The 23,446-nt window shown below is 41.6% G+C and carries 18 protein-coding genes; 1 reads left to right on the top strand and 17 read right to left on the bottom strand.

Going from position 1 to position 23,446, the window contains the following annotated elements; genetic code table 11:
• Positions 1-55: 55 nt before the first annotated feature.
• The 14 genes from PUW25_RS05615 to PUW25_RS05550 form a co-directional block, all read right to left on the bottom strand.
• On the bottom strand, positions 56-1,390 hold the full coding sequence (locus tag PUW25_RS05615) for a UDP-glucose dehydrogenase family protein (RefSeq protein ID WP_205053903.1): 1,335 nt from the start codon (positions 1,388-1,390) through the stop codon (positions 56-58).
• Between the two features lie 33 nt (positions 1,391-1,423).
• Positions 1,424-2,443 (bottom strand): dTDP-glucose 4,6-dehydratase, encoded by a 1,020-nt coding sequence (rfbB, locus tag PUW25_RS05610; RefSeq protein WP_205053904.1) that lies wholly within the window; start codon positions 2,441-2,443, stop codon positions 1,424-1,426.
• A gap of 20 nt (positions 2,444-2,463) precedes the next feature.
• Positions 2,464-3,009, bottom strand: coding sequence for a dTDP-4-dehydrorhamnose 3,5-epimerase (gene rfbC, locus PUW25_RS05605; protein WP_205053905.1), 546 nt, complete (start codon positions 3,007-3,009; stop codon positions 2,464-2,466).
• A gap of 30 nt (positions 3,010-3,039) precedes the next feature.
• The gene (locus PUW25_RS05600; RefSeq protein WP_205053906.1) at positions 3,040-3,789 is read right to left on the bottom strand and encodes a sugar phosphate nucleotidyltransferase; all 750 of its coding nucleotides are present in this window, start codon (positions 3,787-3,789) and stop codon (positions 3,040-3,042) included.
• Positions 3,790-3,813: 24 nt separating this feature from the next.
• A complete protein-coding gene (locus PUW25_RS05595; protein WP_072526577.1) occupies positions 3,814-5,265 on the bottom strand; it encodes an oligosaccharide flippase family protein in 1,452 nt (483 codons plus the stop codon).
• Between the two features lie 5 nt (positions 5,266-5,270).
• Positions 5,271-7,511 (bottom strand): beta 1-4 rhamnosyltransferase Cps2T, encoded by a 2,241-nt coding sequence (gene cps2T, locus PUW25_RS05590; protein ID WP_205053907.1) that lies wholly within the window; start codon positions 7,509-7,511, stop codon positions 5,271-5,273.
• The gene (locus tag PUW25_RS05585; RefSeq protein ID WP_079180156.1) at positions 7,508-8,656 is read right to left on the bottom strand and encodes a glycosyltransferase; all 1,149 of its coding nucleotides are present in this window, start codon (positions 8,654-8,656) and stop codon (positions 7,508-7,510) included. The genes cps2T and PUW25_RS05585 overlap by 4 nt, the downstream gene beginning before the upstream one ends.
• A gap of 4 nt (positions 8,657-8,660) precedes the next feature.
• Positions 8,661-10,115 carry an O-antigen polymerase gene (locus tag PUW25_RS05580; protein ID WP_205053909.1) on the bottom strand — a complete coding sequence of 485 codons (1,455 nt, stop codon included), beginning with the start codon at positions 10,113-10,115 and terminating at the stop codon, positions 8,661-8,663.
• 14 nt (positions 10,116-10,129) lie between these two features.
• A complete protein-coding gene (locus tag PUW25_RS05575; protein ID WP_076312601.1) occupies positions 10,130-10,789 on the bottom strand; it encodes a sugar transferase in 660 nt (219 codons plus the stop codon).
• A gap of 29 nt (positions 10,790-10,818) precedes the next feature.
• Positions 10,819-11,727 (bottom strand): UTP--glucose-1-phosphate uridylyltransferase GalU, encoded by a 909-nt coding sequence (gene galU, locus PUW25_RS05570; protein ID WP_047912202.1) that lies wholly within the window; start codon positions 11,725-11,727, stop codon positions 10,819-10,821.
• Between the two features lie 253 nt (positions 11,728-11,980).
• Entirely contained in the window at positions 11,981-12,670 is a 690-nt protein-coding gene (locus PUW25_RS05565; protein WP_205053910.1) for a CpsD/CapB family tyrosine-protein kinase, read from the bottom strand.
• Positions 12,651-13,400 carry a YveK family protein gene (locus tag PUW25_RS05560; protein ID WP_274338551.1) on the bottom strand — a complete coding sequence of 250 codons (750 nt, stop codon included), beginning with the start codon at positions 13,398-13,400 and terminating at the stop codon, positions 12,651-12,653. The genes PUW25_RS05565 and PUW25_RS05560 overlap by 20 nt, the downstream gene beginning before the upstream one ends.
• A gap of 37 nt (positions 13,401-13,437) precedes the next feature.
• Entirely contained in the window at positions 13,438-14,196 is a 759-nt protein-coding gene (locus tag PUW25_RS05555; protein WP_047912204.1) for a tyrosine-protein phosphatase, read from the bottom strand.
• A gap of 118 nt (positions 14,197-14,314) precedes the next feature.
• Positions 14,315-14,746, bottom strand: coding sequence for a hypothetical protein (locus tag PUW25_RS05550; RefSeq protein ID WP_047912205.1), 432 nt, complete (start codon positions 14,744-14,746; stop codon positions 14,315-14,317).
• Between the two features lie 223 nt (positions 14,747-14,969).
• Between PUW25_RS05550 and PUW25_RS05545 the strand changes: the two genes are divergently transcribed.
• Positions 14,970-15,341, top strand: a complete 372-nt coding sequence (locus PUW25_RS05545; RefSeq protein ID WP_205053912.1) for a helix-turn-helix domain-containing protein — start codon at positions 14,970-14,972, stop codon at positions 15,339-15,341.
• A gap of 245 nt (positions 15,342-15,586) precedes the next feature.
• Here the strand turns inward: PUW25_RS05545 and PUW25_RS05540 are convergent, their stop codons facing one another.
• The 3 genes from PUW25_RS05540 to PUW25_RS05530 all read right to left on the bottom strand — a co-directional run bounded on the left by PUW25_RS05540 (position 15,587) and on the right by PUW25_RS05530 (position 23,411).
• The gene (locus tag PUW25_RS05540) at positions 15,587-15,733 is read right to left on the bottom strand and encodes a hypothetical protein (protein WP_193746044.1); all 147 of its coding nucleotides are present in this window, start codon (positions 15,731-15,733) and stop codon (positions 15,587-15,589) included.
• 206 nt (positions 15,734-15,939) lie between these two features.
• Positions 15,940-20,535, bottom strand: coding sequence for a glutamate synthase large subunit (gene gltB / locus PUW25_RS05535; RefSeq protein WP_205053913.1), 4,596 nt, complete (start codon positions 20,533-20,535; stop codon positions 15,940-15,942).
• A gap of 584 nt (positions 20,536-21,119) precedes the next feature.
• Positions 21,120-23,411: a YhgE/Pip domain-containing protein gene (locus tag PUW25_RS05530; RefSeq protein ID WP_205053914.1), complete on the bottom strand. Its 2,292-nt coding sequence runs from the start codon at positions 23,409-23,411 to the stop codon at positions 21,120-21,122.
• Positions 23,412-23,446 lie beyond the last annotated feature (35 nt).

Genomic DNA, 23,446 nt, shown 5'->3' with positions numbered 1-23,446 from the left:
ATACCTTTCTTTCATGAAGTGAGAAGTCAATAAAGCAAAAAAAGACAGCTATGTCCTAGGACATAGCTATAGTATAAGAATCTGAAATATTGTCCGCATTCGGACGTCCGACAGAATAGTAAATAAATGAGGCTTCCTTCACCTTCTCAGGATCATATACATTTCGACCATCAATCAGTATTGGACGATTCATAGATCTGGCTAACTCGGTCAGATCCACTTCACCGAACTCCTGCCATTCCGTGAGCAAGCATAAGGCATCACTGTCTTTTGCAGCAGATTGAGCATCATTACACCAGTAGATAGAGTCACTATCTACTTCACGCCGGAAATTTTCTGTAGCTACAGGATCATATGCGTATACCGAAGCACCTGCACGAACCAGTTCCTGAATGATCTCAATCGCAGGCGCATCACGAATGTCATCCGTATTGGGTTTAAATGCGAGTCCCCAGATTCCAATCCGCTTCCCTGTCAGAGTACCGAGGGCTAGCTGCAGCTTGTGAATAATATTAAACCGCTGATCCTTGTTCACCTCTACTACCGATTTCAAGAGCTTGAATTCATAATCCACATTACCCGCAATTTGAATAAGCGCCTGAGTATCCTTAGGGAAGCATGACCCTCCATATCCGATCCCTGCCTTCAAGAAGGAGCTTCCGATTCGACGGTCATACCCCATCCCCTCTGCAACTCGGGTAACATCGGCTCCTACCTTCTCACAGATATTTGCAATCTCATTAATGAAGGAGATCTTGGTCGCAAGAAATGCATTCGAGGCATACTTAATCATCTCTGCCGATCGGATATCGGTGGTAATGATATTATCCGTGAGTGGAGCATGAAGAGCACTCAGTGTATCTGCCGTCTCTTGATCCTCACTACCAATGACGATACGATCCGGATTCATCGTATCCCAGATCGCCGTGCCTTCTCTAAGGAATTCTGGCAGAGAAGCAATAGAGAATGGATGCTGACTATACGCAGAGATGATATGCTTGATACGTTCGTTCGTACCTACCGGCACTGTACTCTTCGTAGCTACAATCTTGCGTCCGTTCATCGCAAGGGCTACTTCACGCGCTGCCTGTTCGATATATTGCAGGTTCGCTTCTCCATTTGGTAATGATGGAGTTCCCACGGCCAGGATGATCAGATCCGATGCTTGAACCGCCGTTTGCGTATCAAAAGTAAAAGACAGCCTTCCGGCTGCCTTGTTCTTGTCTATGAGTTCTTTAAGCCCAGGTTCATATATCGGAACTTCACCACGTTCCAGCATTTCGACCTTAGCAGGGTTATTATCGACACATATAACATGGTTACCGATATCCGAGAAACAAACCCCTGATACCAAACCAACATATCCGGTACCGATGACGGTAATATTCATTGTGACTCCTCCACTCTTTAAATAATATCAAATTTATGGTTTGAGAGAAGTTGCATACTGAGATTGGTAGTATTCTTGATATACACCAGATTTAATTCTGGTCCACCATTCTTTGTTGTTTAGATACCATTCAATTGTGTCCTGAATTCCTAGGTCAAACGTATATTTAGGTTCCCAGCCTAATTCATTAGTTATTTTTGTAGGATCTATAGCGTATCTCCGATCATGTCCCTGACGATCATCAACATACTTTATTAAATCTTGTGGTTTATCTAATGCATCAAGAATAAGTTTCACTATTTCAATATTCCGTCTTTCATTATGCCCACCGATATTATATACCTCACCTGGTTTACCTTTACGAATCACCAAATCTATCGCTGCTGCGTGATCAGAAACATGAAGCCAATCTCTAACATTCAATCCATCCCCATAAACAGGAAGTTGATTATCTTCTAGAGCATTCGTAATCATAAGTGGTATTAATTTTTCTGGGAAGTGATATGGACCATAATTATTTGAACAACGAGTTATATTTACATTCATTCCAAAAGTTTCATGATAAGAACGCACTAACAAATCCGCTCCTGCTTTACTTGCAGAATAAGGACTATTTGGCGATATAGGAGTTTCCTCAGTAAAGTATCCCGTTTCTCCTAAAGACCCATAAACTTCATCAGTTGAGATTTGGATATATTTATATACTTTGTTTGTTCTAGCTGCTTCTAAGAGCACTTGTGTGCCGACAACGTTCGTATGTACAAATATAGTTGGATCAGAAATACTTCGATCGACATGTGACTCAGCTGCAAAGTTTACAATAACATCAACCTTCTCTTGCTGTATCACTTGATTTACTAATTCAGAATCACAAATATCTCCCTGCACAAATGAATAGTTAGGGAGATTTTCTATAGCCGTTAAATTCTCAAGATTTCCAGCATAAGTAAGTTTATCGAAATTAATTATAGAAATATCAGAATGTTGTTTCAGCATATAATGAATAAAATTACTCCCAATAAAACCCGCTCCGCCTGTGACTAACAATTTCATGATTTCTCGTCCCCTCTAAGTTAAAAGTCATTATCTGCTTCTTTAAATGTAGGATGAAGCTGATCTTTATCCGACAGAATTACATCTGTAGACGGCCAATCAATGCCTAGCTCATGATCAGACCATAAGATACCCCTGTCATTTTCTTTAGAATAAAGTGAATCTACCTTATAAGCCACTTGAGTATGAGGACTGATCGTACAGAAACCATGAGCAAATCCCTTGGGAATTAGCAGTTGCCTTTTATTACTTTCACTTAAGATTACAGCCACCCATTCTCCGTAGGTAGCTGAATTTTTACGAATATCTACTGCAACATCATAAATAGCTCCTGCCAAAACCCTCACCAGTTTGGTCTGAGCTGCTGGACTTAATTGGTAATGCAGACCTCTTAAGGTTCCCGCTTCTGCAGAATAAGAATGATTATCTTGAATAAAATCATGCTCAATTCCTGCTTTACTAAAAACTTGCTTGTTATAGGACTCCATGAAAAAACCCCGGTTGTCACCAAACACCGGGGTTTCAATGATTAGAACATCAGGTATTTTTGTCTGAATGATATTCAATTATTTCACTCCCGTGAATTATTTAATAATTTATTTGGATGCAACAGCTTTACCGAATGTTAAGTCAAGTTCTTCTTTACTCATCAACTCATTCGCATATGCTAGAGAATCATGTGTACCAGCGTCAGTCCACCAACCAGAGAGTATATCGTAGGTCAACATGCCTTTCTCAATATATGCATTATTTACATCTGTTATTTCTAATTCACCACGACCAGAAGGTTTTAAAGTGCTGATTATGTCAAAAACATCTGTATCATACATATACACTCCAGTTACTGCATAAGGACTTTTCGGAGATTTAGGTTTTTCCTCAATTGATGTTATTGTATTGCCATCAAGTTCAGCAACTCCATAGCGTTCTGGATCTAGTACTTGTTGCAATAACACCTTCGCACCTGTTCCCTGCTTCTTAAAGTTATTGACATACTCTGTTAATGAATCAGAAAAGACATTATCTCCAAGAATAACAACCATAGATTCACCTTTAGCAAAATTTTCTGCTAATCCTAATGCCTGAGCTATTCCACCAGCTTGGTCCTGCACCTTATAAGAGAACGTAACACCAAACTCATAACCACTGCCTAATAAATTAACGACATCGCCCATATGGTCACGTCCAGTGACAATGAGGATGTCGTTAATATCAGCTTCTTTTAATTTGAAAATTGAATGATAAATCATTGGATATTTACCAACGGGAAGTAAATGTTTGTTCGTTACCTTTGTAAGTGGGTACAATCTTGACCCTGTTCCACCAGCTAAGATTATTCCTTTCATATTAACACTCCTTTGAAATTATAATTAAGTGATTTGTTTACTTTCAGTTCTCTTATTTTTCAAAATTATCTTTAATTTGTTTCTAATACTATAAACATTTAATAAATATAGGGACAGAAAATAAACCATAGCGCCTAAGACGATCACAAATAATAATGTAATTAATTTATCGTTATGGCGGAATGGCATAATTACTATAGCCATAATTAATGCAGAAATTATTATTCCGATTGAATCTCTAATGGGGATAGGTAGTTTAAAAATATTCTTCCCTAAGAAATAAGTAATTAACAATGAAAGAGTATATGAAATTATTGAAGAAAATGCTGCTCCAATTATTCCATGCATAGGTATTAATATAAAATTTAATATTATACTTGTAAGCGCACCAACTAGAACTGGTACTATTTGAATAGTGGTCTTATTGCCTAGTTGAAATGACTGATCAAAATAATAAGCCTTTAATCCTTGAATTAATGTTGCTATCAAAAGATAGGGAATTAACATAGAAACTGAAACGGCATATTCTCCAGAGAATAGCAAATAAGCTATGCTATCTGATAAAAGAATTCCACCAATCACTACAGGCATTGCAATTACTAACATTAGTATAAGATTCTGTGCTAGTTGTTGACGTGCAGCCTCAACTCCTTCAAGTTCTAATTTTCTAATAGCTATTGGCATTGCTCCAAGATTCACAATCATCATTAACATAGCAATAGTTTGATTAGAGAAATCAGAAGCAACAGAATAATAACCAGCCTCTGGAGTCCCTATTAATGCGCTTATAATAAAGCGATCAGAAAACTGTATTAAAAAAGCCATCGAGAATGTAAGTGTTAATGGAAGTCCGTATCTTAGAAACTTGGTTAATAAAGATTTATCAATTCTGAAGTTTTTATTTATTTTCCAAACAGATTTAGTTGCACCTATGATTGAAAATAAAGTTCCCAGAAATATACCTATGAGTAAACCAACAACTCCTAAACCAAAATAAATCAATGCAACACTAATCAATAAGCTTAAACTAACTTTTATTAATGTAATAATTCCATATCTTATAGGCTCAAGATTTGCTCTAAATACTGTTTGATTGATTTCATACCACGCTAATATCCATATATTTATTAGTGCAAGAATCATAATCAAAAAATTGAAATCCTTCATGAAATTTGAAATTATCAAAAGAAATATTCCAGATATTAATAAAGAGAAACTAAAGCCAAATAAAATAGTTTGATTAAATATTTCGTTATTCTTATTTTCATCCTTATTATTTGGCATGAATCGAAGAACCGAACTTCTAAGCCATTGAAAGAATACGATATTAAAGATATTCATTAAAGCTATTACTAATGCATATGTCCCATATGAATCAGGAGAAAGCATACGTGTATAAATAAGAATTGAACAAAAATTTATTAGACTGGGAACACCTCTAGAAAACAAATAAATTATGGAATGTTTCACTAACATTATTATTAACCTTCTATCTTTAATTGCTTTTTATTAAAGTTTATTAAATCCATCTCATTCTGAAACTTGATATTTTCTTTATCACTGCTATGAAAATGAAGAAATAAATTTTCATATGAATACACAATATGTTCCCAGCTATACCTTGAGATTATTTCTTGTTTTGCACTTTTCCCAAACTCAATAATTGTGTCTTCATCTAGATTCTCAGCTTCACCAATTAAAGCAGTTAAACTACCAGTATTTTTAGTGAAATACAATGCTGCATTTCTACCTACCTCAACATTAAAGTTCACTCCTAACAGAATGTTCAAGTTAGTACTTGCTAATGCTTCTAGTAAAGAGGGATTGGTTCCCCCAACTTCATGTCCATGCAGATAGCCAAATGCCTGCTCCCTTATTTTCTTTAGCAGTTCTGTATCATAAACAGTACCAACAAATTTGATTCTATCATCAGAAGTGAAATTTGTTTTAGATTTCAATTCGTCAAAAAACTTGTTTTGTTCAACATTCGAAATAATAATTAGGTTTCGTCTAGTCTCAGACTTCATGAATTCTCTTATTATGAATTCATAATTATTTTCTGGGACAAACCTTCCAACTATTAAGTAGTACTCATTGGAATGAAGTGAGTGTTTGGACATCCAATCTAGAAAAAGCTTAGAATCACTTTCTAATTTAGACTGACTAATATCTGCTCCATAGGAAATATACATAGTATTTGGATTATACTTTTTATACTCTGATTTAATATAATCTTCTATTCCTAAAGAATCACAAATTAATAAATCTGATGACTTAACCATATACTTTTCGGATAATTTCCAATAAGTTCTAATAGGTAAGCTCCACTTGCTTCTTTTCCATTCATGACCGTCAGGATTGACGAGTAACTGAACATTTAGCTTTCTCATTAGAAATTTATACCATGGATAAAAAGGACCAATTCTACATGCCAAAATGTAGATAATAGGTTTTTTCACATTATATTTTCTGATAAAATTAATTGTACTCTTGAGACTTTTCAGATCATAAAGAACAGCTTTAGCGCCTCCTATCTCAGGAACACTAATGTTGAAACACCTTACGCCATTATATAGAAAATCCTCACTCTTTTCTTTAGATAGGCATGAAACATGATAGGAGATATTCTTTGTTACTTGTCTAGCAGTTAGTTGTTCAACAAACGTTTCAAAACCACCATATTGGGCAGGGATTCCTTTAGAACCGATAATGAACACATTCTGTTTTTGATTTAATAATTTTAGATCCTCGAATTTCACTCTGCCAAACCATTTCAACATTTCGCTTGAAGATACTGTTGCTCCTTTTATTATTTTTCTTCTAGTATTAATTATTTCTTTCCGATTCCTAAAAATATATTTTAAAGCTGGGTATGAAGTTCTTTCTTTTAGCAAGACATAAGTGATAATCATTAAATCATATAAAATAAAAATGAATCCATCTCTAATTAATCCTAAGATGGATTCATTTTGTAATAACATCAGCATTCTATTTTTTACAGAATGCATGTTAACAAACTCTGTCATTTGCTTTCGCTTTTCAGGGGTATTGTTTCTTACATGAAAGGCTATTGCCTCCGGATAATAAATAGATTTCCAACCCTTTAATTGGGCCCTCCATGCTAAATCCACATCTTCACGATAAGCAAAAAAATTTTCATTAAAATATTGGTTATCTAACTTGATACTTTCTAGCATAGATCTTCTATATAATGGTGCAGCTCCTGATGGTCCAAATACATATTGTGCATCTTCATATTGTCCTACATCTACTTCCTCTGCACCGCGATCTAAAGATCTTCTATTCTTTTTAAAGTAAATTCCTGTAGAATCAATAATATTGGTCTTACAATTATTTTTTAAATCATATCTCAACAATTTCCCACTAACTGAGCCGATATCATCTTCTAACTCAATTGCCTCAAGCATTTTATATAGGAAGTTTTCATCAGCTATTATATCTGGATTATAAGGCATGTAATATTCACCTATAGAATTCTTAATACCAATATTATGACCTCCACAAAAACCTAAATTATCTTTATTGATAATAATTTTAGCTGTAGGATATTCAGATCTTACAATGTTGATAGTATTATCAGATGAATTATTGTCTACAATTAATAACTCAAAGTTTTTAAATGTTTGATCTTTAAGCCCCTCTAAGCAACTTCTCATAAATTTCCCACTGTTCCAAGTAACAATGGCTACAGTTAATTTCATTGGGCTTTCACCTCATTTAATAAGGCATATAGTTGCTTAGTTTTAGATGACCAATTATTTTCATTAATGTAATTTATCCTTTTGAGCTGCAAATCCTCATCTTCAACTAGTGCCATGTTTATTTTTTCTACAAATTCTTTATATCCTTCTGCAATATACAAATACTCAGATAATAAATTAGATGGAGGAACTGCTGTAGTCACAACAGGTTTGCCAATTGATAAAAAATCATACATTTTCATTGAATCTTGTGTAAGAGTAAACTCATTTATTTGATGGGGTATTATACAGACATCAAATTTTGCAATCTCTTCACTTACTTGTTCATAAGGTACCCCTGGTATATAAGTTACGTTATTTTCATATGTTAAATTTTCAAACTTCTTTTTTTCATTATCCTCAGGTCCTATATATTTTCCAATAATTATGAAGTCTAAATTCTTCATGGTCTTTACTATATCTTTAAATAAATCAAAATCAATACGATCATAAATATTACCAATGTAACCTACTTTTTTAACTTTATTATTTTGATTTAAGTAGGTATTTGAGCATTCTATAGATGAAGTGTTACTAATTAAAACAGTTTTTTTTCCATTATAGAACCGTTCCATGAGTATATCAGTGTTACAAATCATTATGTCCGAAAATTCCTTAGCAGTTTTGTAACCTTTTTCTAAGGCCTTATAATGTCGGTTTTTCTGGTACATTTTATTCATCAACCAATCATCGTATGCATCAAACACTCCGCAACCTAAATTCGACCTAAGAATCCCTGCTGACTTAGGATCAGCCACTAATACAGTAATGTCTTTATATGATATTTTTCTTAATGTGGATTTGATTATCATTGGAACAAAGAAATCTTCTAAGTAACCGAATGGAAAGTTGTGCTCGATATATTTTGTATTTTTAAATTCATTACATTGATATATCTTATAGCCAACTCCTTTTTTTATAATTTTTCTAGAGTCATTTTCAAACTTTTGGAGTCTTGGTTTTATCCTATTAACAATATAAATTTCTGTGAATACCTCATCTAATGCAAATTGATCTGCCAATTTTAGAGGTCTATTATTACTCTTCTTTAGTTTGTGATCATAATAATTGTGTGGAGAAAGAAAAAATAAAACTTTACTATTCATTATTCTAGCCCTCTCTATCTATTTTCTTTTTAACAAGGACATCAAAATTTGTTTTACCTAATGAATAAAGAAATATTCTATACAAAAAATAAACGCATACTGAAATGAATGGAAATATACTTGTAGCCGCGTAACCAGCAATTAAATACCAACTAAAGTAACACAAGAAGAAAACATAAATTAAAATACGAGCTGGATTATTTTTTTGTTCTAAATACTTTTTATATAAAAAGCTTAGTAACAATGTTGTTAAAAAAGGAATTATAAAACAACCAAAATAACCAAAGTTTGCATACGCCTCCCCAAGTACTGAAGGAATTGTTCCTCCCCCCAAATAGGTTTGCCCAAGCGCATGTTTGATTTGCATATCTAATGTGTATTGCGTTCCTGGTAAAATAGTTAAAATAGTCTCTATATAGGATAGTCCATATTTAAAATCTAAGACATTAGGGAATAACTCAATTACTCTAGAAAAATTAAAGAATGAGATACCTAAATAATGTTCAAATACGAATAGTGATAAACCAATATAGTCAGACTCCTCTAAAAACACTTCATATTCAGGATAGTTATGAAATTCAGAAGTATTAATAACTCTATACGACCCGATACCACCAACAAATATTAATATACCAATTGAAACAATAATAGAAGTCACTAAAAAAGTCTTAATCTTTAATTTACCTTCATACTTCAATAGGAAAAAAATTATGGCACACGAATATATAATCGTGAAGGCTGGTGATCTGTTACCTAAGGCTAGTAAAGATAAAACTCCAATTATACTTACTAATAATGAGATGTTGTTTTTTGTTAGCTTATTTTTTTTGGAATAATAGAAATTGAAAAATGCAATTACTGAGGAAACTATAAGTAGATATGTTAGAATTCTCAAAGATGAGCCTCCACTAATATTTGCATCTACTCTTGATTGTTCTAAATTAGGCATGAACAATGGTATACTTCCTATTCTCATGATAAATAATAAAAAAGCCCCAAATCCAATTATAAACAACACTCTTTCAAAGAAAATCGAATAACTTATATAGTCTTTGAGTGTGAGTTCCGAATCTAAAACTTTAGACTTTCGATAGGAAGAAGTTTTGTCGACAAAGCTAAAAATAATAAATGCGGTTATATATCCAGCACATCCAATTAACGTTGAGACTCCCCCGATGTATGCTATTTCTGGATTAATATCATTTAATGTGCTTCCATATCCAAATACAAAAAAATAACATAAAGGGTATATAAACATCGGATGAGTGATTATAATGGTTTTTTTTTTTGCTGATACTATCAAGTAAAGAATAACGGGTATCAAAGTTACTAGCATTACCAAATAGTTAAAATTTGTAGTATTTATTTTGAACTGGATAAAATCTGATATTAGAAATGCTATCACACCACCAAATAATGATAAAAATAATATGCTTTGCTTATGAAAGATATTTATCATTTATTATTCATCCCCTAAAATGCATCCTTCGCTCCAAACAACAACCTTACCGTCTTCAAAATAATTCCGATATCATACCAATACTTACGCTTGCGAATGTACTCCAGATCCATCTCGACCATTTCTGCGAAACCAACGCTATTACGGCCGCTAACCTGCCATAGACCTGTACAACCCGGTGTTACATGCAGTCGTTGTTTGTCGTATAAGGAATATTCCTCGACTTCTCTTGGCAGCGGTGGTCTTGGACCGACCAGGCTCATGTCACCACGAACGACATTCCATAGCTGAGGAAGCTCATCGAGACTTGTTTTACGAATGAAACGGCCGATCTTGGTCACACGCGGATCATTCTTCATCTTGAACATGGCCCCACTCACTTCATTCTGAGATAAGAGCTGCTCCAAGAGCTCCTCCGCATTGTGAACCATGGATCGAAATTTATACATATAAAAGACTCTCTCATTCTTGCCTACACGTTGCTGCTTGAAGAATACCGGTCCTTTCGGATCCTCCAGTTTAATCAATACGGCGAGCAGCAGAAACAGCGGAGATAGTACAATTAATCCTAGCAGCGAGGCGACCATATCCGTTAATCTCTTCATTATAAGGTAGGTTTGATTTGCTTCTGTTCGTTCGAGCGTTGCTTCATAGACTCCAGACTCTAGTGCAATCTCTGCATCATTCGTCCGCGGATTCGAGCTCACTCGAATTCACCTCCACCGATTGCCAGTCTCGCAACCGATTCCTTCTCAAGTATGTCCCCTAATGCGTTTAGAATCGGAATACGGAGCTCTTCATTTTTTAAGGCAAAATCAATTGTCGTCAGGATAAAGCCTAGCTTCTCACCCACATCATAACGAGTCCCTTCGAAATCATATGCATATACGCCATCTGCTTCATTCAGCCGCTGGATTGCATCTGTCAGCTGAATCTCTCCATGAGTGCCTGCCTCTTGATCACCCAATAGTTCAAATATTTCAGGTGTCAGAATATATCTTCCCATGATCGCGAGATTAGAAGGGGCTTCGCCAAGCTTCGGCTTCTCTACAAACCGGTTAACTGCACACAAACGTCCTTCTGAGCTGAGTGGGTCTACAATCCCATAACGATCTGTATGCTCTTCAGCTACAGTCTGCACACCTACAATAGATCTGCCTACCATTTCATACTGTTCAATCAGCTGCCGGGTACATGGCACTTCGGCTTCAACAATATCATCACCTAGGAGTACAGCGAATGGTTCATCACCAATGAAATTACGCGCACACCAGACGGCGTGACCCAGCCCTTTTGGCTCCTTCTGTCTTATGTAATGGATATCCACATTGGATGACTTCCGAACTTCTTCAAGCAGATCGAACTTGCCCTTAGACTGTAAGGTATGCTCTAGTTCGAAGGCATTATCGAAATGATCTTCAATTGCTCTCTTCCCTTTGCCTGTGACAATAATAATATCTTCAATTCCGGATGCAATCGCCTCTTCGATGATGTATTGGATGGTCGGTTTATCTACAATCGGCAGCATTTCCTTCGGCATCGCCTTTGTCGCAGGTAAGAATCTAGTACCTAGACCTGCAGCGGGTATGATGGCCTTTCTCACTTTTTTCATACATCATCACCTTATCCTTCTCTATTTATATTGAATGACTTAAAAGCACGAGTTGTACCGTTTACGTAAAAATATGAATGTAAGCGATACAATTCTTACTTTCAATTTCATAACAGGGCATTAAACCCCACCTCACATCACACCCTCGACGATGAACGTCTAAGGTACACTGACCCACAGTGTGACCGAGTGCCTGCAGTGATAGAGGTACAGCAGGCATTACCTGTTTAATGAGATCATTCCTATTAATTTATCAGCGTTCGCCGTAGTAATAGTAGTAATTGGACTGGTTCTTGCTAAGCTGTAAGTTGTTCAGCACCACTCCCAGAATTCGGGCATTCACATGTTCCAGATGGCCCTTCGCCTTCTTCACGAGATCCTTCTTCACTTTGCCTGAATTGACGACAAGCACAACACCATCACACAAGGAGCTGATAATCATTGCGTCCGTAACCGCAAGCACTGGCGGTGTATCGAACAATATAATGTCATACATTTCCTTTAGTTCTTCTAATAAAGCTGTCATCTTCTTCGACCCCAGCATCTCGGAAGGATTCGGAGGAATCGGTCCTGATGGCAGGACGTCCAGATTATGAACAGCGGTCTTTTGCAGCACTTCTTGAACCGGATACTGCGCTGCAATCGCACTGGATAGTCCGGCATGATTCGAGACTGTGAACACTTGATGCAAGGAAGGCTTTCTTAGATCCGTATCGATCAGCAGCACCTTCTTGCCTTCCTGTGCATAGGTCACGGCCAGGTTACTAACGGTTGTCGTCTTCCCTTCTCCCGATTGAGCGGAAGCCACCATAAGGACCTTGATCTGATCATCAATTGCTGAGAACTGGATATTTGTCCGCAGTGTTCTATAGGCTTCCGATATTGGCGCCTTCGGATTGACTGCAGTTACTAGATTATGCTGATTACTGGTTGACCGTGGCATAGTTCGCCTCACCTACCTGCCCTTGTGATATAGATGTATGATGTGATGACTTGACATCGTCCTTCTTGATTCTTGCGATGACGGCGACAACTGGCAATCCCAGCTCTCTCTCAAGCTCCGCTTCCGTCTTGAAGGTATCATCCAAATATTCAAGCAGGAATACGAGACCAACGGACAGCATCAAACCAACAACAAAACTGATTAATATGCTCATCATCAAATTAATATTCACAGGAGGGACATTTGCCTCGAGCGGTGCTTGGTTCAGGATTGTGACATTATCCACCTGCATGATGGTAGGAATCTCACGCTCGAATATTCTGGCGACGGCGTTTACGGTCTTGGCGGCCTTCTCATAGGAAGTCGTCGTTACGTTCAGATTCATGATCTGTGAATCGTTCGCAGCAGACACGGTAATCATGGAAGCTAATTGCTCTGTAGTAAAACCAAGATCTGGGTAAGCCTCCAGTACTTTATCTAAAATGGCAGAGGATTTAATAATCTCCGTATAAGAATTAATCAGCATGACATTCGTTTGGATCAGCGTATAGTCAAGCATTGCCGTTCCTTGTCTGTCATAGGTCTGGTTAACTATAATCTTGGCTTCGGCTGGATATTGAGGGGTCGTCATATAGGTCTTAACTCCTGCACCAATACATGCCACGATCACAATAATTGCAATAAGCCAAACCCTTTTTCGAATAATATTCATGTACTCCTTGAGTTCCACTTCTATTCCTCCTTCATTCATGTAGCGCGCGAAAGTCTTACCATGGAAGTATGCGGCGCCGTGTACTCACTGGTTCTGCAAGCTCTACCAACCTGTTATCCCATACTCTTCGCGCATTGGTTTGGAGCTGCTCTACCATTTCGAGCCCAAACCGTGATTCTAGTCGTTCATAGGCAGCCTGGAGCGCGAAACTGCGACGTTCTGTATCATGTGCGTCTGATGAAATGAAATGAAACCCATTTTGTTTGCAAAAATGAAAACACCATTTCTGAACTTTTCGACCGAAAAGCCCTAGGAACGATTGAGCGGTGATCTGACATAGTGCACCTTGACTCATATATTGCAAGAGTAATTCAGGCTCTCGCAGCAAGACAGCGTTACGCTCTGGATGTGCAATGATCGGGATGATATTGCGGACCTTCAGTTCGTGAAGCAGATTGGGAAAGAACGAAGGCACCTCTCGGCTCGGCAGCTCCAGCAGCATATATTTACTTGAAGCCAAGGTAAGAAGCTCCTCATTATTCAACAGATCGATAAGTCTGGGGTGAATTCGAATCTCCTGACCCGAGCGAACTTGTAACGGGATGTTATGTTCCCTGAGTTCCAAGTTAAACAACTGTACGGCTTCTTCCACTTGATGACTCGGATTATCGTGACTCACATTCAAGTGATGCGGGGTAGCAATAATCTTAGTGATCCCTGCTGCAACAGCAGCTTGTGCCATAGCCAGTGAACGCACCATGGATGTTGGTCCATCATCCAGACCAGGCAAGATGTGACAATGAATTTCAATCATAAGTGTGCACCCTCAATACTATGTCCCCCCTCATCAAAATATGTTTTACACATTTATATTGGGGTCAAAGAACTAATGCAGGAACATGATAAATATAGTAAAATGGCGTTAGCACAGGCTAAGCCTGAGTATTAATCCGTGAATACGGATATGGTATGTCTTCGATTACCGTCCAAGCTTCCAGCTGCTTCTGGAAATAGGAATGTACCGGATACTGCAGCTGATAAATCATCTGATTCAACTGACCATATATATATAGTCTGTGTTCTTCATGAATATGTAACTTTGCATAATATAGGGTGAAACTTCCTAACTCCTGCTTCCACTGCAATGTACAATCGAGATGAATGACATTGTTCTTCTGACCTTCCAGTTCTAGCCCAACGAGAAGCTCAGGTACAGGAGGAATGATGAGATCGCTCAAGAAGTGAATGGACTTCTGATTCAACCCAAGAATAACAATGGGACGGCTCCTGCTGTTAATGACTTGCTCTTCATACTTGTGAATATACATACTTGCGTTAATACCCTGACTACTGACCTGTTTCATAGATTTCCATCCCTTACATATTGGCGATCCCAGGTATGAATGAATGAATCGGGGTCAAGGCTAGAAATGTGCGATAAAATGATACAATTTGTAACCTTGATGTATCCAATTTACGATACAAATCGTATCGTGTCAATAGATTTTTGGACACATCGTATCTTATATGACAAAGACAGCTAGATTCGGTAAACGTTCATTTAGTAACCAGGAGGAATAAAAATAGATGGATTACGGACACCGCATTGCAGAATTAAGAGAAAAAAGGGGCATGACTCAAGAGGAGCTCTCCAATGTGCTTGAGATTACGAGAGCTTCATTGTCTCACTATGAGAAGGGAAGGCGCAAGCCGGACTTTGAGACCCTCACCAAGCTCGCTGATACCTTCAATGTATCTGTCGATTATTTGCTTGGAAGAACGAGTCAACCGGAGATGGTGCTGGATGACGATGTGAGAGGATTTGTCGACGCACTGGAGCTCTCCGATCGGGAGGTACTGAATAAATTCGAGCTGATGATTGACGGCAAGCCGTTGTCAGAGGAAGAAGCCAAGAGATTCATCGCCTTCGTACGAATGGAACGTAATATGGACTCCTGATCTTCGTTCTCGCAACCTGATCATTTAGTCCTATATCTATAATCATCATTGTAGAATTCTGACTGTAGTCCCTCGTTGTGAGGGACCTTTTTTTATGTTCAATATATCTCTTATGCCAGTTTCACAGAGGTAAGTTATCCACCCAGCAAACACCAACATTGCAAGCTGCGACATGAACTTCATACTTAAGGAATATATATCACAGCTCTTATTGTGATCACGCTCATCTCTTCCCTATAACGATCTTATCTATCCTGAGGGGGAACAAGAGATTGCCATTTCTTCGGATCGATGCCGCATTGCTTCAAAACATCCACGATATCAAGCGGTTTCCTCGGGTTGTTCTGGTTCATCGGCTGATCATCGCTCCTGCTTGGATAATCCATGTTCATACCGGACAACCTCTCCTATACCTTTTTATATGTATGTTAAATTAACTAGACCTATTATACGAAATATTTCCTAGTAATGTTGTCGTCTCATGGCGGAATGTCAGGTTTTTGAGGTTCTAATTTTGTCGAATAAAAAAACAGGACTTTATAGCGTCCTTCTTAAGTGAAGGTCCTGCTACAAAGTCCTGTTCTAGTTATAAGTTCAATTACTGACCAGCACGGGCCAGTTCTCGCATATTGGCTTCAAATGCGGCAAGCAATGCTGCATCACCTGTAAGTCCTTCTGCCTGTACCTTCTCGATCTGTTCAAGCATACGCTTGAAGTCCTTAGGAATGATACGTACGAAGCTGCCGACTTCCTGCTGCCAGTTGGCAAGAATCTGCTCACCACGGCTGCTGCCCGTGTACTGAACGTGGCGGCTGATCATACCACGCAGATCCTCTTCCTCAGCCGAGTCCTCTACACGCTCAAGCAGTACCATCTCAAGGTTCACACGTGACAGGATTGTACCTTCTGGATCGTATACGTATGCAATCCCTCCAGACATACCTGCTCCGAAGTTGCGGCCTGTTCCGCCCAGGATGACAACACGTCCGCCGGTCATGTATTCACAGCCATGGTCACCCACGCCTTCTACAACCACACGCGCTCCTGAGTTACGGACTGCAAACCGTTCACCGGCGATTCCGTTAATGTACGCTTCACCGCTAGTCGCTCCATACAATGCTGTGTTACCAATAATAATGTTATCTTCTGCAGCAAAGGTTGCGCTTGGAGAAGGCTTCACGATCAATTTACCACCAGAGAGACCTTTACCCACGTAGTCGTTGGAGTCTCCTTCAACGGTGAGGGTCATTCCCTTAGGTACAAAGGCCCCGAAGCTTTGTCCTGCAGAGCCGACAAATTTGAATTGAATCGTATCCTCCGGCAATCCAGCTGCGCCATATTTACGCGTCACTTCACTACCTAGGATGGTTCCGACTGCACGGTTCACGTTCGTAATCGGAAGTACGGCTTCAACCAGCTTGCCGGATTCAATCGCAGGCGCAGCGAGTGGAACCAGCTTCTGCATATCCAGCGTCTCTTCGAGACCGTGATTTTGTTTCTGAATACGAGTTCGAGCAGAGTTCGCAGCATCAGCGACATGAAGGAGGGCCGACAGATCAATGCCTTTCTTCTTCCAATGCTCAGCTGCAACTTCAGCATCCAGACAGTCTGTGCGTCCTACCATCTCTTCAATGGTACGGAAGCCAAGCTCTGCCATAATCTCACGTGTGTCTTCCGCGACAAAACGCATGAAGTTCACGACATGAGCTGGATCACCCATGTAATTCTTCCGAAGCTGAGGATTCTGGGTAGCCACCCCTACTGGGCACGTATCCATTTGACATACACGCATCATAATACAGCCCAGAGCAACAAGCGGTGCTGTAGAGAAGCCATATTCTTCTGCGCCAAGCAGGGCAGCGACCACGAGGTCACGGCCGTTCAGCATCTTGCCGTCGGTCTCAATGACCACACGATCACGCAGATTATTCAGCATGAGCGTCTGATGCGTTTCTGCCAGACCGAGCTCCCACGGCATACCCGCATGTCTGATCGAGCCTTGAGGTGACGCACCTGTTCCGCCATCATATCCGCTGATATGAATAACATCGGCACGGCCTTTGGCTACACCGGCTGCAATTGTACCTACACCAGCCTCGGATACAAGCTTAACGTTAATATCTGCTCTTGGATTGGCATTCTTCAAGTCATAGATGAGCTCTGCCAGATCCTCGATCGAATAAATGTCGTGATGCGGTGGTGGAGAGATCAGTCCGACACCTGGTGTCGAGCCGCGGACTTCCGCTACCCATGGATATACTTTACGTCCCGGAAGCTGTCCACCCTCACCCGGTTTAGCCCCTTGAGCCATCTTAATCTGGATCTCATCGGCATTCACGAGATAGTTCGAAGTTACACCGAAACGTCCGGATGCAACCTGTTTAATCGCACTGCGGCGAGAGTCTCCGTTCGCGTCAGGCGTGAAGCGGGCTGGATCTTCCCCGCCTTCACCCGTATTGCTCTTACCGCCAATGCGGTTCATCGCAATCGCCAGATCTTCATGCGCCTCTTTACTGATGGAGCCGAAGGACATCGCACCTGTCTTGAATCGACGCATGATGGACTCAGCGGATTCCACTTCGGACAGTGGGATCGCCTCGCCATTCGGCTTCAGCTTCAGCAGGGAGCGAATGCTCAGCTTCTTCTCATTCTCGCCTTGAACTAATTTCGCATATTTTCTGTAGAGATTATAATCTCCCGTTCTTACTGCGTGCTGCAGTGTGTGAATCGTCTGCGGTGTGAAGAGGTGATCCTCTCCATCGTTACGCCATTGATACTCACCACCGGAATCCAGCACTTTATCGTTACCGTCTTTGTCCGTAAACGCACGGTTATGATGCACAAGTGCTTCTTCTGTTACTTCCTCGATACCGATACCGCCGATACGAGAAGGTGTCCAGGTAAAGTAGCGGTCTACAAAGTCACTATTCAAACCGACAGCCTCAAAAATCTGAGCTCCGCGGTAAGATTGAATGGTCGAGATTCCCATCTTCGACAGAATCTTAACGACCCCCTTGGTAGCTGCCTTGATATAATTCTTCACGGCTTTGTCATGAGAGATGCCGCGCAGCATGCCTTGCTGAATCATATCATCCAATGTCTCGAATGCGAGGTAAGGGTTCACTGCACTTACGCCGTAGCCGAGAAGGACCGCATAATGGTGCACCTCACGAGGCTCACCGGATTCAAGCAGGATGCTGACTTTGGTCCGTGTCCCTTGACGAATCAGATGGTGATGCAGACCCGATACGGCCAGCAATGCTGGAATGGCTGCATTCTCCGCATCCATACCGCGGTCAGACAGAATGAGTATATTATGCCCTTTCTCAATGACCCGGTCCGCTGCTTCGAACAGAACCTCCATTGCGTTCTTCAGACCTTCGGCTCCCTCTTTGGCCGGGAAGAAGATCGGAATGGTCATGGAACGGAAGCCTGGTCTGCGGATATGACGGATCTTCGCAAATTCCTCATTGGACAAGATCGGAGTCGCCAGACGAATCTGTCTCGCACTCTCCGGTTCTGGAATGAGCAGGTTGCGCTCGGATCCGATCGTCGTCAGCGTCGAGGTTACGATCTCTTCACGAATCGCATCAATCGGCGGGTTGGTTACTTGGGCAAACATTTGTTTAAAATAGTTATAGAGTCGTTGAGGGCGATCTGACAAAATCGCAAGCGGTGCATCATAACCCATGGAGCCTGTCGCTTCCATGCCTGTCGATGCCATCGGCTCAATGATCTTGCGCAGCTCCTCGAAGGTGTAACCGAATGCCAGCTGAAGCTGGTTCACGTTATCATGCTTCGGCTCCGGAAGCTCTGGAGCATCAGGAAGCTCGTGCAGATCTACCAAATGCTCGTCGAGCCATTCTTGGTACGGCTCTTCGGAAGCAATCTGTGCCTTCACTTCGCTGTCAGAAATAATGCGTCCTTCCTTGGTATCCACAAGCAGCATGCGTCCTGGACGCAGTCTGTCCTTGTACAAAATATCTTCAGGTGCAATATCCAGAACACCTACTTCTGAGGAAAGAACAATACGATCATCCTTCGTTACATAGTAACGTGCAGGACGAAGTCCGTTCCGGTCCAGAATAGCACCGATCTGCACACCGTCTGTAAAGGCCATAGCAGCAGGTCCATCCCATGGCTCCATAAGTGTGCTGTGGTATTCGTAGAATGCCTTCTTCTCGGCATCCATTCCTTCATCATTACTCCAAGGCTCTGGAACCATCATCATGGCTACATGAGGCAGGGAGCGTCCGCTCAAATACAGAAATTCCAGTGTATTATCGAACATCGCCGTATCAGAACCGTCCGCATTAATGACCGGTCTCACTTTGGACAGATCATCCCCGAACACTTCACTCTCAAACAGCGACTGACGTGCATGCATCCAGTTCACGTTACCGCGCATCGTGTTAATCTCACCGTTGTGAATCATGAAGCGGTATGGATGCGCTCTTTCCCAGCTCGGAAACGTATTCGTACTGAAACGGGAATGCAGAAGCGCCATCGCAGATTCAACACGTTCATCCTTCAGATCAAGATAGAACTGGCCTACCTGTTCTGTTGTCAGCATGCCTTTGTAAACAATCTTACGGCAGGACATACTCGGGATATAGAAGGCGTTCGCATCCTTCACCTGATCCGAGTAGCGGATCGCCTGCTCTGCCCGGCGGCGGATTACATACAGTTTCCGTTCAAAATCAAGCTCATTCTGAATGCCTTCAGCACGGCCGATAAATGCTTGACATACATAAGGCTTCGCAGCCAGAGCCGATTCACCCAGCATCTCGTCATACGTCGGAACTTCACGAATTCCAAGGAACTCTTGTCCTTCCTCTTGAACGATCTGTTTCAGAATCGCAAGGTGCGAACTGCGAACCTCTTCATCATTGGAAGTAAAGATCATCCCTACTCCGTAATGACCCGCTTCAGGAAGGACAAAGCCAAGGCGTACAGCCTCTTCTGCAAAAAAACGGTGGGGGAGCTGAATCAGAATTCCGGCTCCGTCACCCGAATTCGGCTCACTTCCCTGGCCGCCACGATGCTCCATATTGCTCAGCATCGTCAGGGATTGACTAACAATATCATGGGAAGGTACGCCTTTGATGTTAGCTACAAAGCCCATACCGCAAGCGTCTTTTTCGAACTGAGGGTCGTATAGACCCTGTTTAGGAGGTAATCCAGTCTGTCTCATGGAACGCAACCTTTCTATTACGAAAAATTTGGTGAACATCCGTGACAAAAGTGACCAACGAGGGGACAAGCAACATTTGGATGACAGCGCCGTAACAAACTTGTTTAAGATCCGCTCAGGCTCCCGCTGCCAGCTGATTTTGCATAAATAAAACACATGGTAAAACCGTTTATAAGTATAGTTCTATCATTTTAACATCGACCTTACATCAGCGCAATTCAAAATTTCTATAGGTTTGATAATTTATCTTTTTGCATTACAGCTTTAGTGCATCGACGTTTATTACCAACATTTTTTTGGATATTTATTCATATCCAAGTGCAGTTCAGGACTCCATTGTCCCTTCATGTTTTTTATTGTTCTTTATTATTTGCTCTCGCCTGTCACATTTGAATGGAGCATTTATCTAAAAATTTGTACAATCCCTCTATGTAAGCCCTACCATTTTCAGCCTGCTTCTATCATTCATAGATTCATATGTAACTACAGCAACCCTGGTATCACTTCAACAACAATAAAAACAAAGCTGCACCCTATGTTAACTAGGACACAGCTTTGCTTGTAAATCATGCTTATAGTTAGAGCTAGACAGTCACAACATCTCCGCTGGTATGCTGTGCATCCTCTGTAACGGAGCCCTGTTTTCTTCGGCGTCCGCTCCACAGGAAATAGAACAGTGTCAGCAGCAGAGAGATGCCGGCATAAATTCCGAGTGTGGCTGCCTTATCCCACATAAGATTGAAGTTACCGCTCATAATGACAGCTTTGTACCCGATCACGCTGTGATACATCGGCAGCAGGGAGCTGATCGGCTTCATCCATTCCGGCAGCAGCTCGAGCGGGAACGTTCCGCCGCTAGTTGCCAGCTGGAATACGAGCAGTACGATGACAAGATAGCGGCCCACCAGATCAAGCCAGGTTACGAGCGCCTGAACGATCATCATGGAAGTAAAGCCCACGATAATCGAGAATACGTAGAACAGCGGTATACTCGCGACTTCGAGCTTCAAGCCATACAGCATGAAGGTTGCCAGGATCACTGCCTGCAGCACGCTCATTCCCCCGAAGGCAAGGAAGCGGCTTACAAACCGGCTCCACGGGCCCGCATCCGGTACACTGGTTTCACGCATGTTCATAATAATGGTCGTAATCAGTGCCCCGACAAACAAACCGATGGACATAAAATACGGCGTGAGGCCTGTGCCGTAATTAGCTACACTTCGGGTCTCATCCTCGATCGTTTGGACAGGCTCAGCAAACATGCTGATCACTTCATCCGTCTGTTGCAGCTCAGAGGTATCTGACGCTGCATCCTTCAATTGGGTTGACAGCTCGCTCGAGCCATCCTTTATATCACTCAGCCCATTGTGAAGCTTCCCGGCACCATCCGTCAGCTGAGCCGAGCCATCTGCCAGCGTCGTCACGCCCCCTGTCAATTCACCAATGCTGCTAAGCAGCGTGCCGGTTCCGGTATAGAGCTCTGACGCTCCTGCACTCAGAGTCTCTCCGCCGCTTGCGGCTTCAGACAGCTTCTCACCAAACAATGCCAGGTTGGAATTCAGCTCTCCTTGACCTTGTGCCAGCGTATCTGCACCCGCAAGCAGCTGCTCTTGACCGGCTGCCAAGGCAGAGGCTCCAGATGCAAGCTCCTTGTGCCCCGAGAGAAGCTGCTGTGCACCTGCTGCAAGCTTCTCATTCCCTTGGTCCAAAGCCTGCGCTCCGCTGAGCAGCTGCTGATCTGCCGCATGAAGCTGTCCCGCTCCTTCGGCCAGTGACTGGCTAGCAGCTAGGAGCTTCTGCACTTCCGGACTCGCGGCAAGCTCGGTGTTCGACTCGGCCAATTGCTGAAGTCCTGCCGCAAGTGTCTCTGCCCCCGCTGCCAGCTGGCTGCTTGCTTCCTCCGCAGCGGAGAGTCCGCTGCTTAGCTGCGCACTTCCCTGCTTCGCGCCCTGCAAGCCTTCGTTTAGTGCACTGGCTCCCTGCTCCGCAGAAGCAAGACCTTCACTCAGCGCCGCTGCGCCATCTCGTGATGAAGTAATGCCATCCTTCAGTTCCACAGCGCCGCTCTGTAATTTGCCTGAGCCTTCTTCCAGCTGACCTTCAGCCGTGACGAGCTGGTTCAAACCGGTCGACAGTTCATTAGCTCCTGTATGAAGCTGTCCCGCTCCGTCATTTAATGTCTTCACCCCGTCTGCCAGGGGATCCATTCCTTGCTGCAGCTCCAAGGTTCCCTCCGACAGCTTCTTCAGATTATCCTGGAGGGTCACAGCACCGTCATCGAGCTTAACAGCTCCTTCGTTAATATCCTTTGCTCCATCCCCTGCTTCACCGAATCCGTCGGATGCTTCAGAGAACTTATCCAGCAGCGTTTCTGTATAGGACTCGGTTACAGCAGAAGATACCTGCTTGCTGATCTCCTTAATCGCCGTATTTCCGATCTGAGCCCCGACAAAGTTATAGCTTCCGTTCGGTTCATAGATCAGTTCGGCCGGACTTGGCTTGTCATCAAGCAGTGTTGTCGCCCGGGACGAGAAATCCTCAGGAATCGTAATCTTCATGTAATACTTATTGTTATCTATGCCCTCCTGAGCTTCCTCATTATTGACGAACTGCCAGTCGAACTCGGGGTCCTCCTTCAGTTCCTCCATTAAATCCTGACCGATCGTAAGACTCTCGCCTTCAAAGTCGGCTCCCTTATCTTCATTCACCACCGCAATGGGCAGCCGCTCCAAATGATTGTACGGATCCCAGAAGGCAGTCAAGTAGATCCCTGTGTACAGAATCGGAATACAAATTACTGCAATGATGGGAATCAGTATTTTGGGATTCTTGACTGCTCTGAGTACATCTTTAGAAAAAACAGATAATGATTTCATTTCCCCTTACTCCTTCTCTATTATACGATTTGACC

Source organism: Paenibacillus urinalis (assembly GCF_028747985.1).
Classification (GTDB): Bacteria; Bacillota; Bacilli; order Paenibacillales; family Paenibacillaceae; genus Paenibacillus; species Paenibacillus urinalis.
The sequence above is the reverse complement of the archived record's forward strand: the minus strand, read 5'-3'. Positions and strand labels throughout refer to the sequence as shown.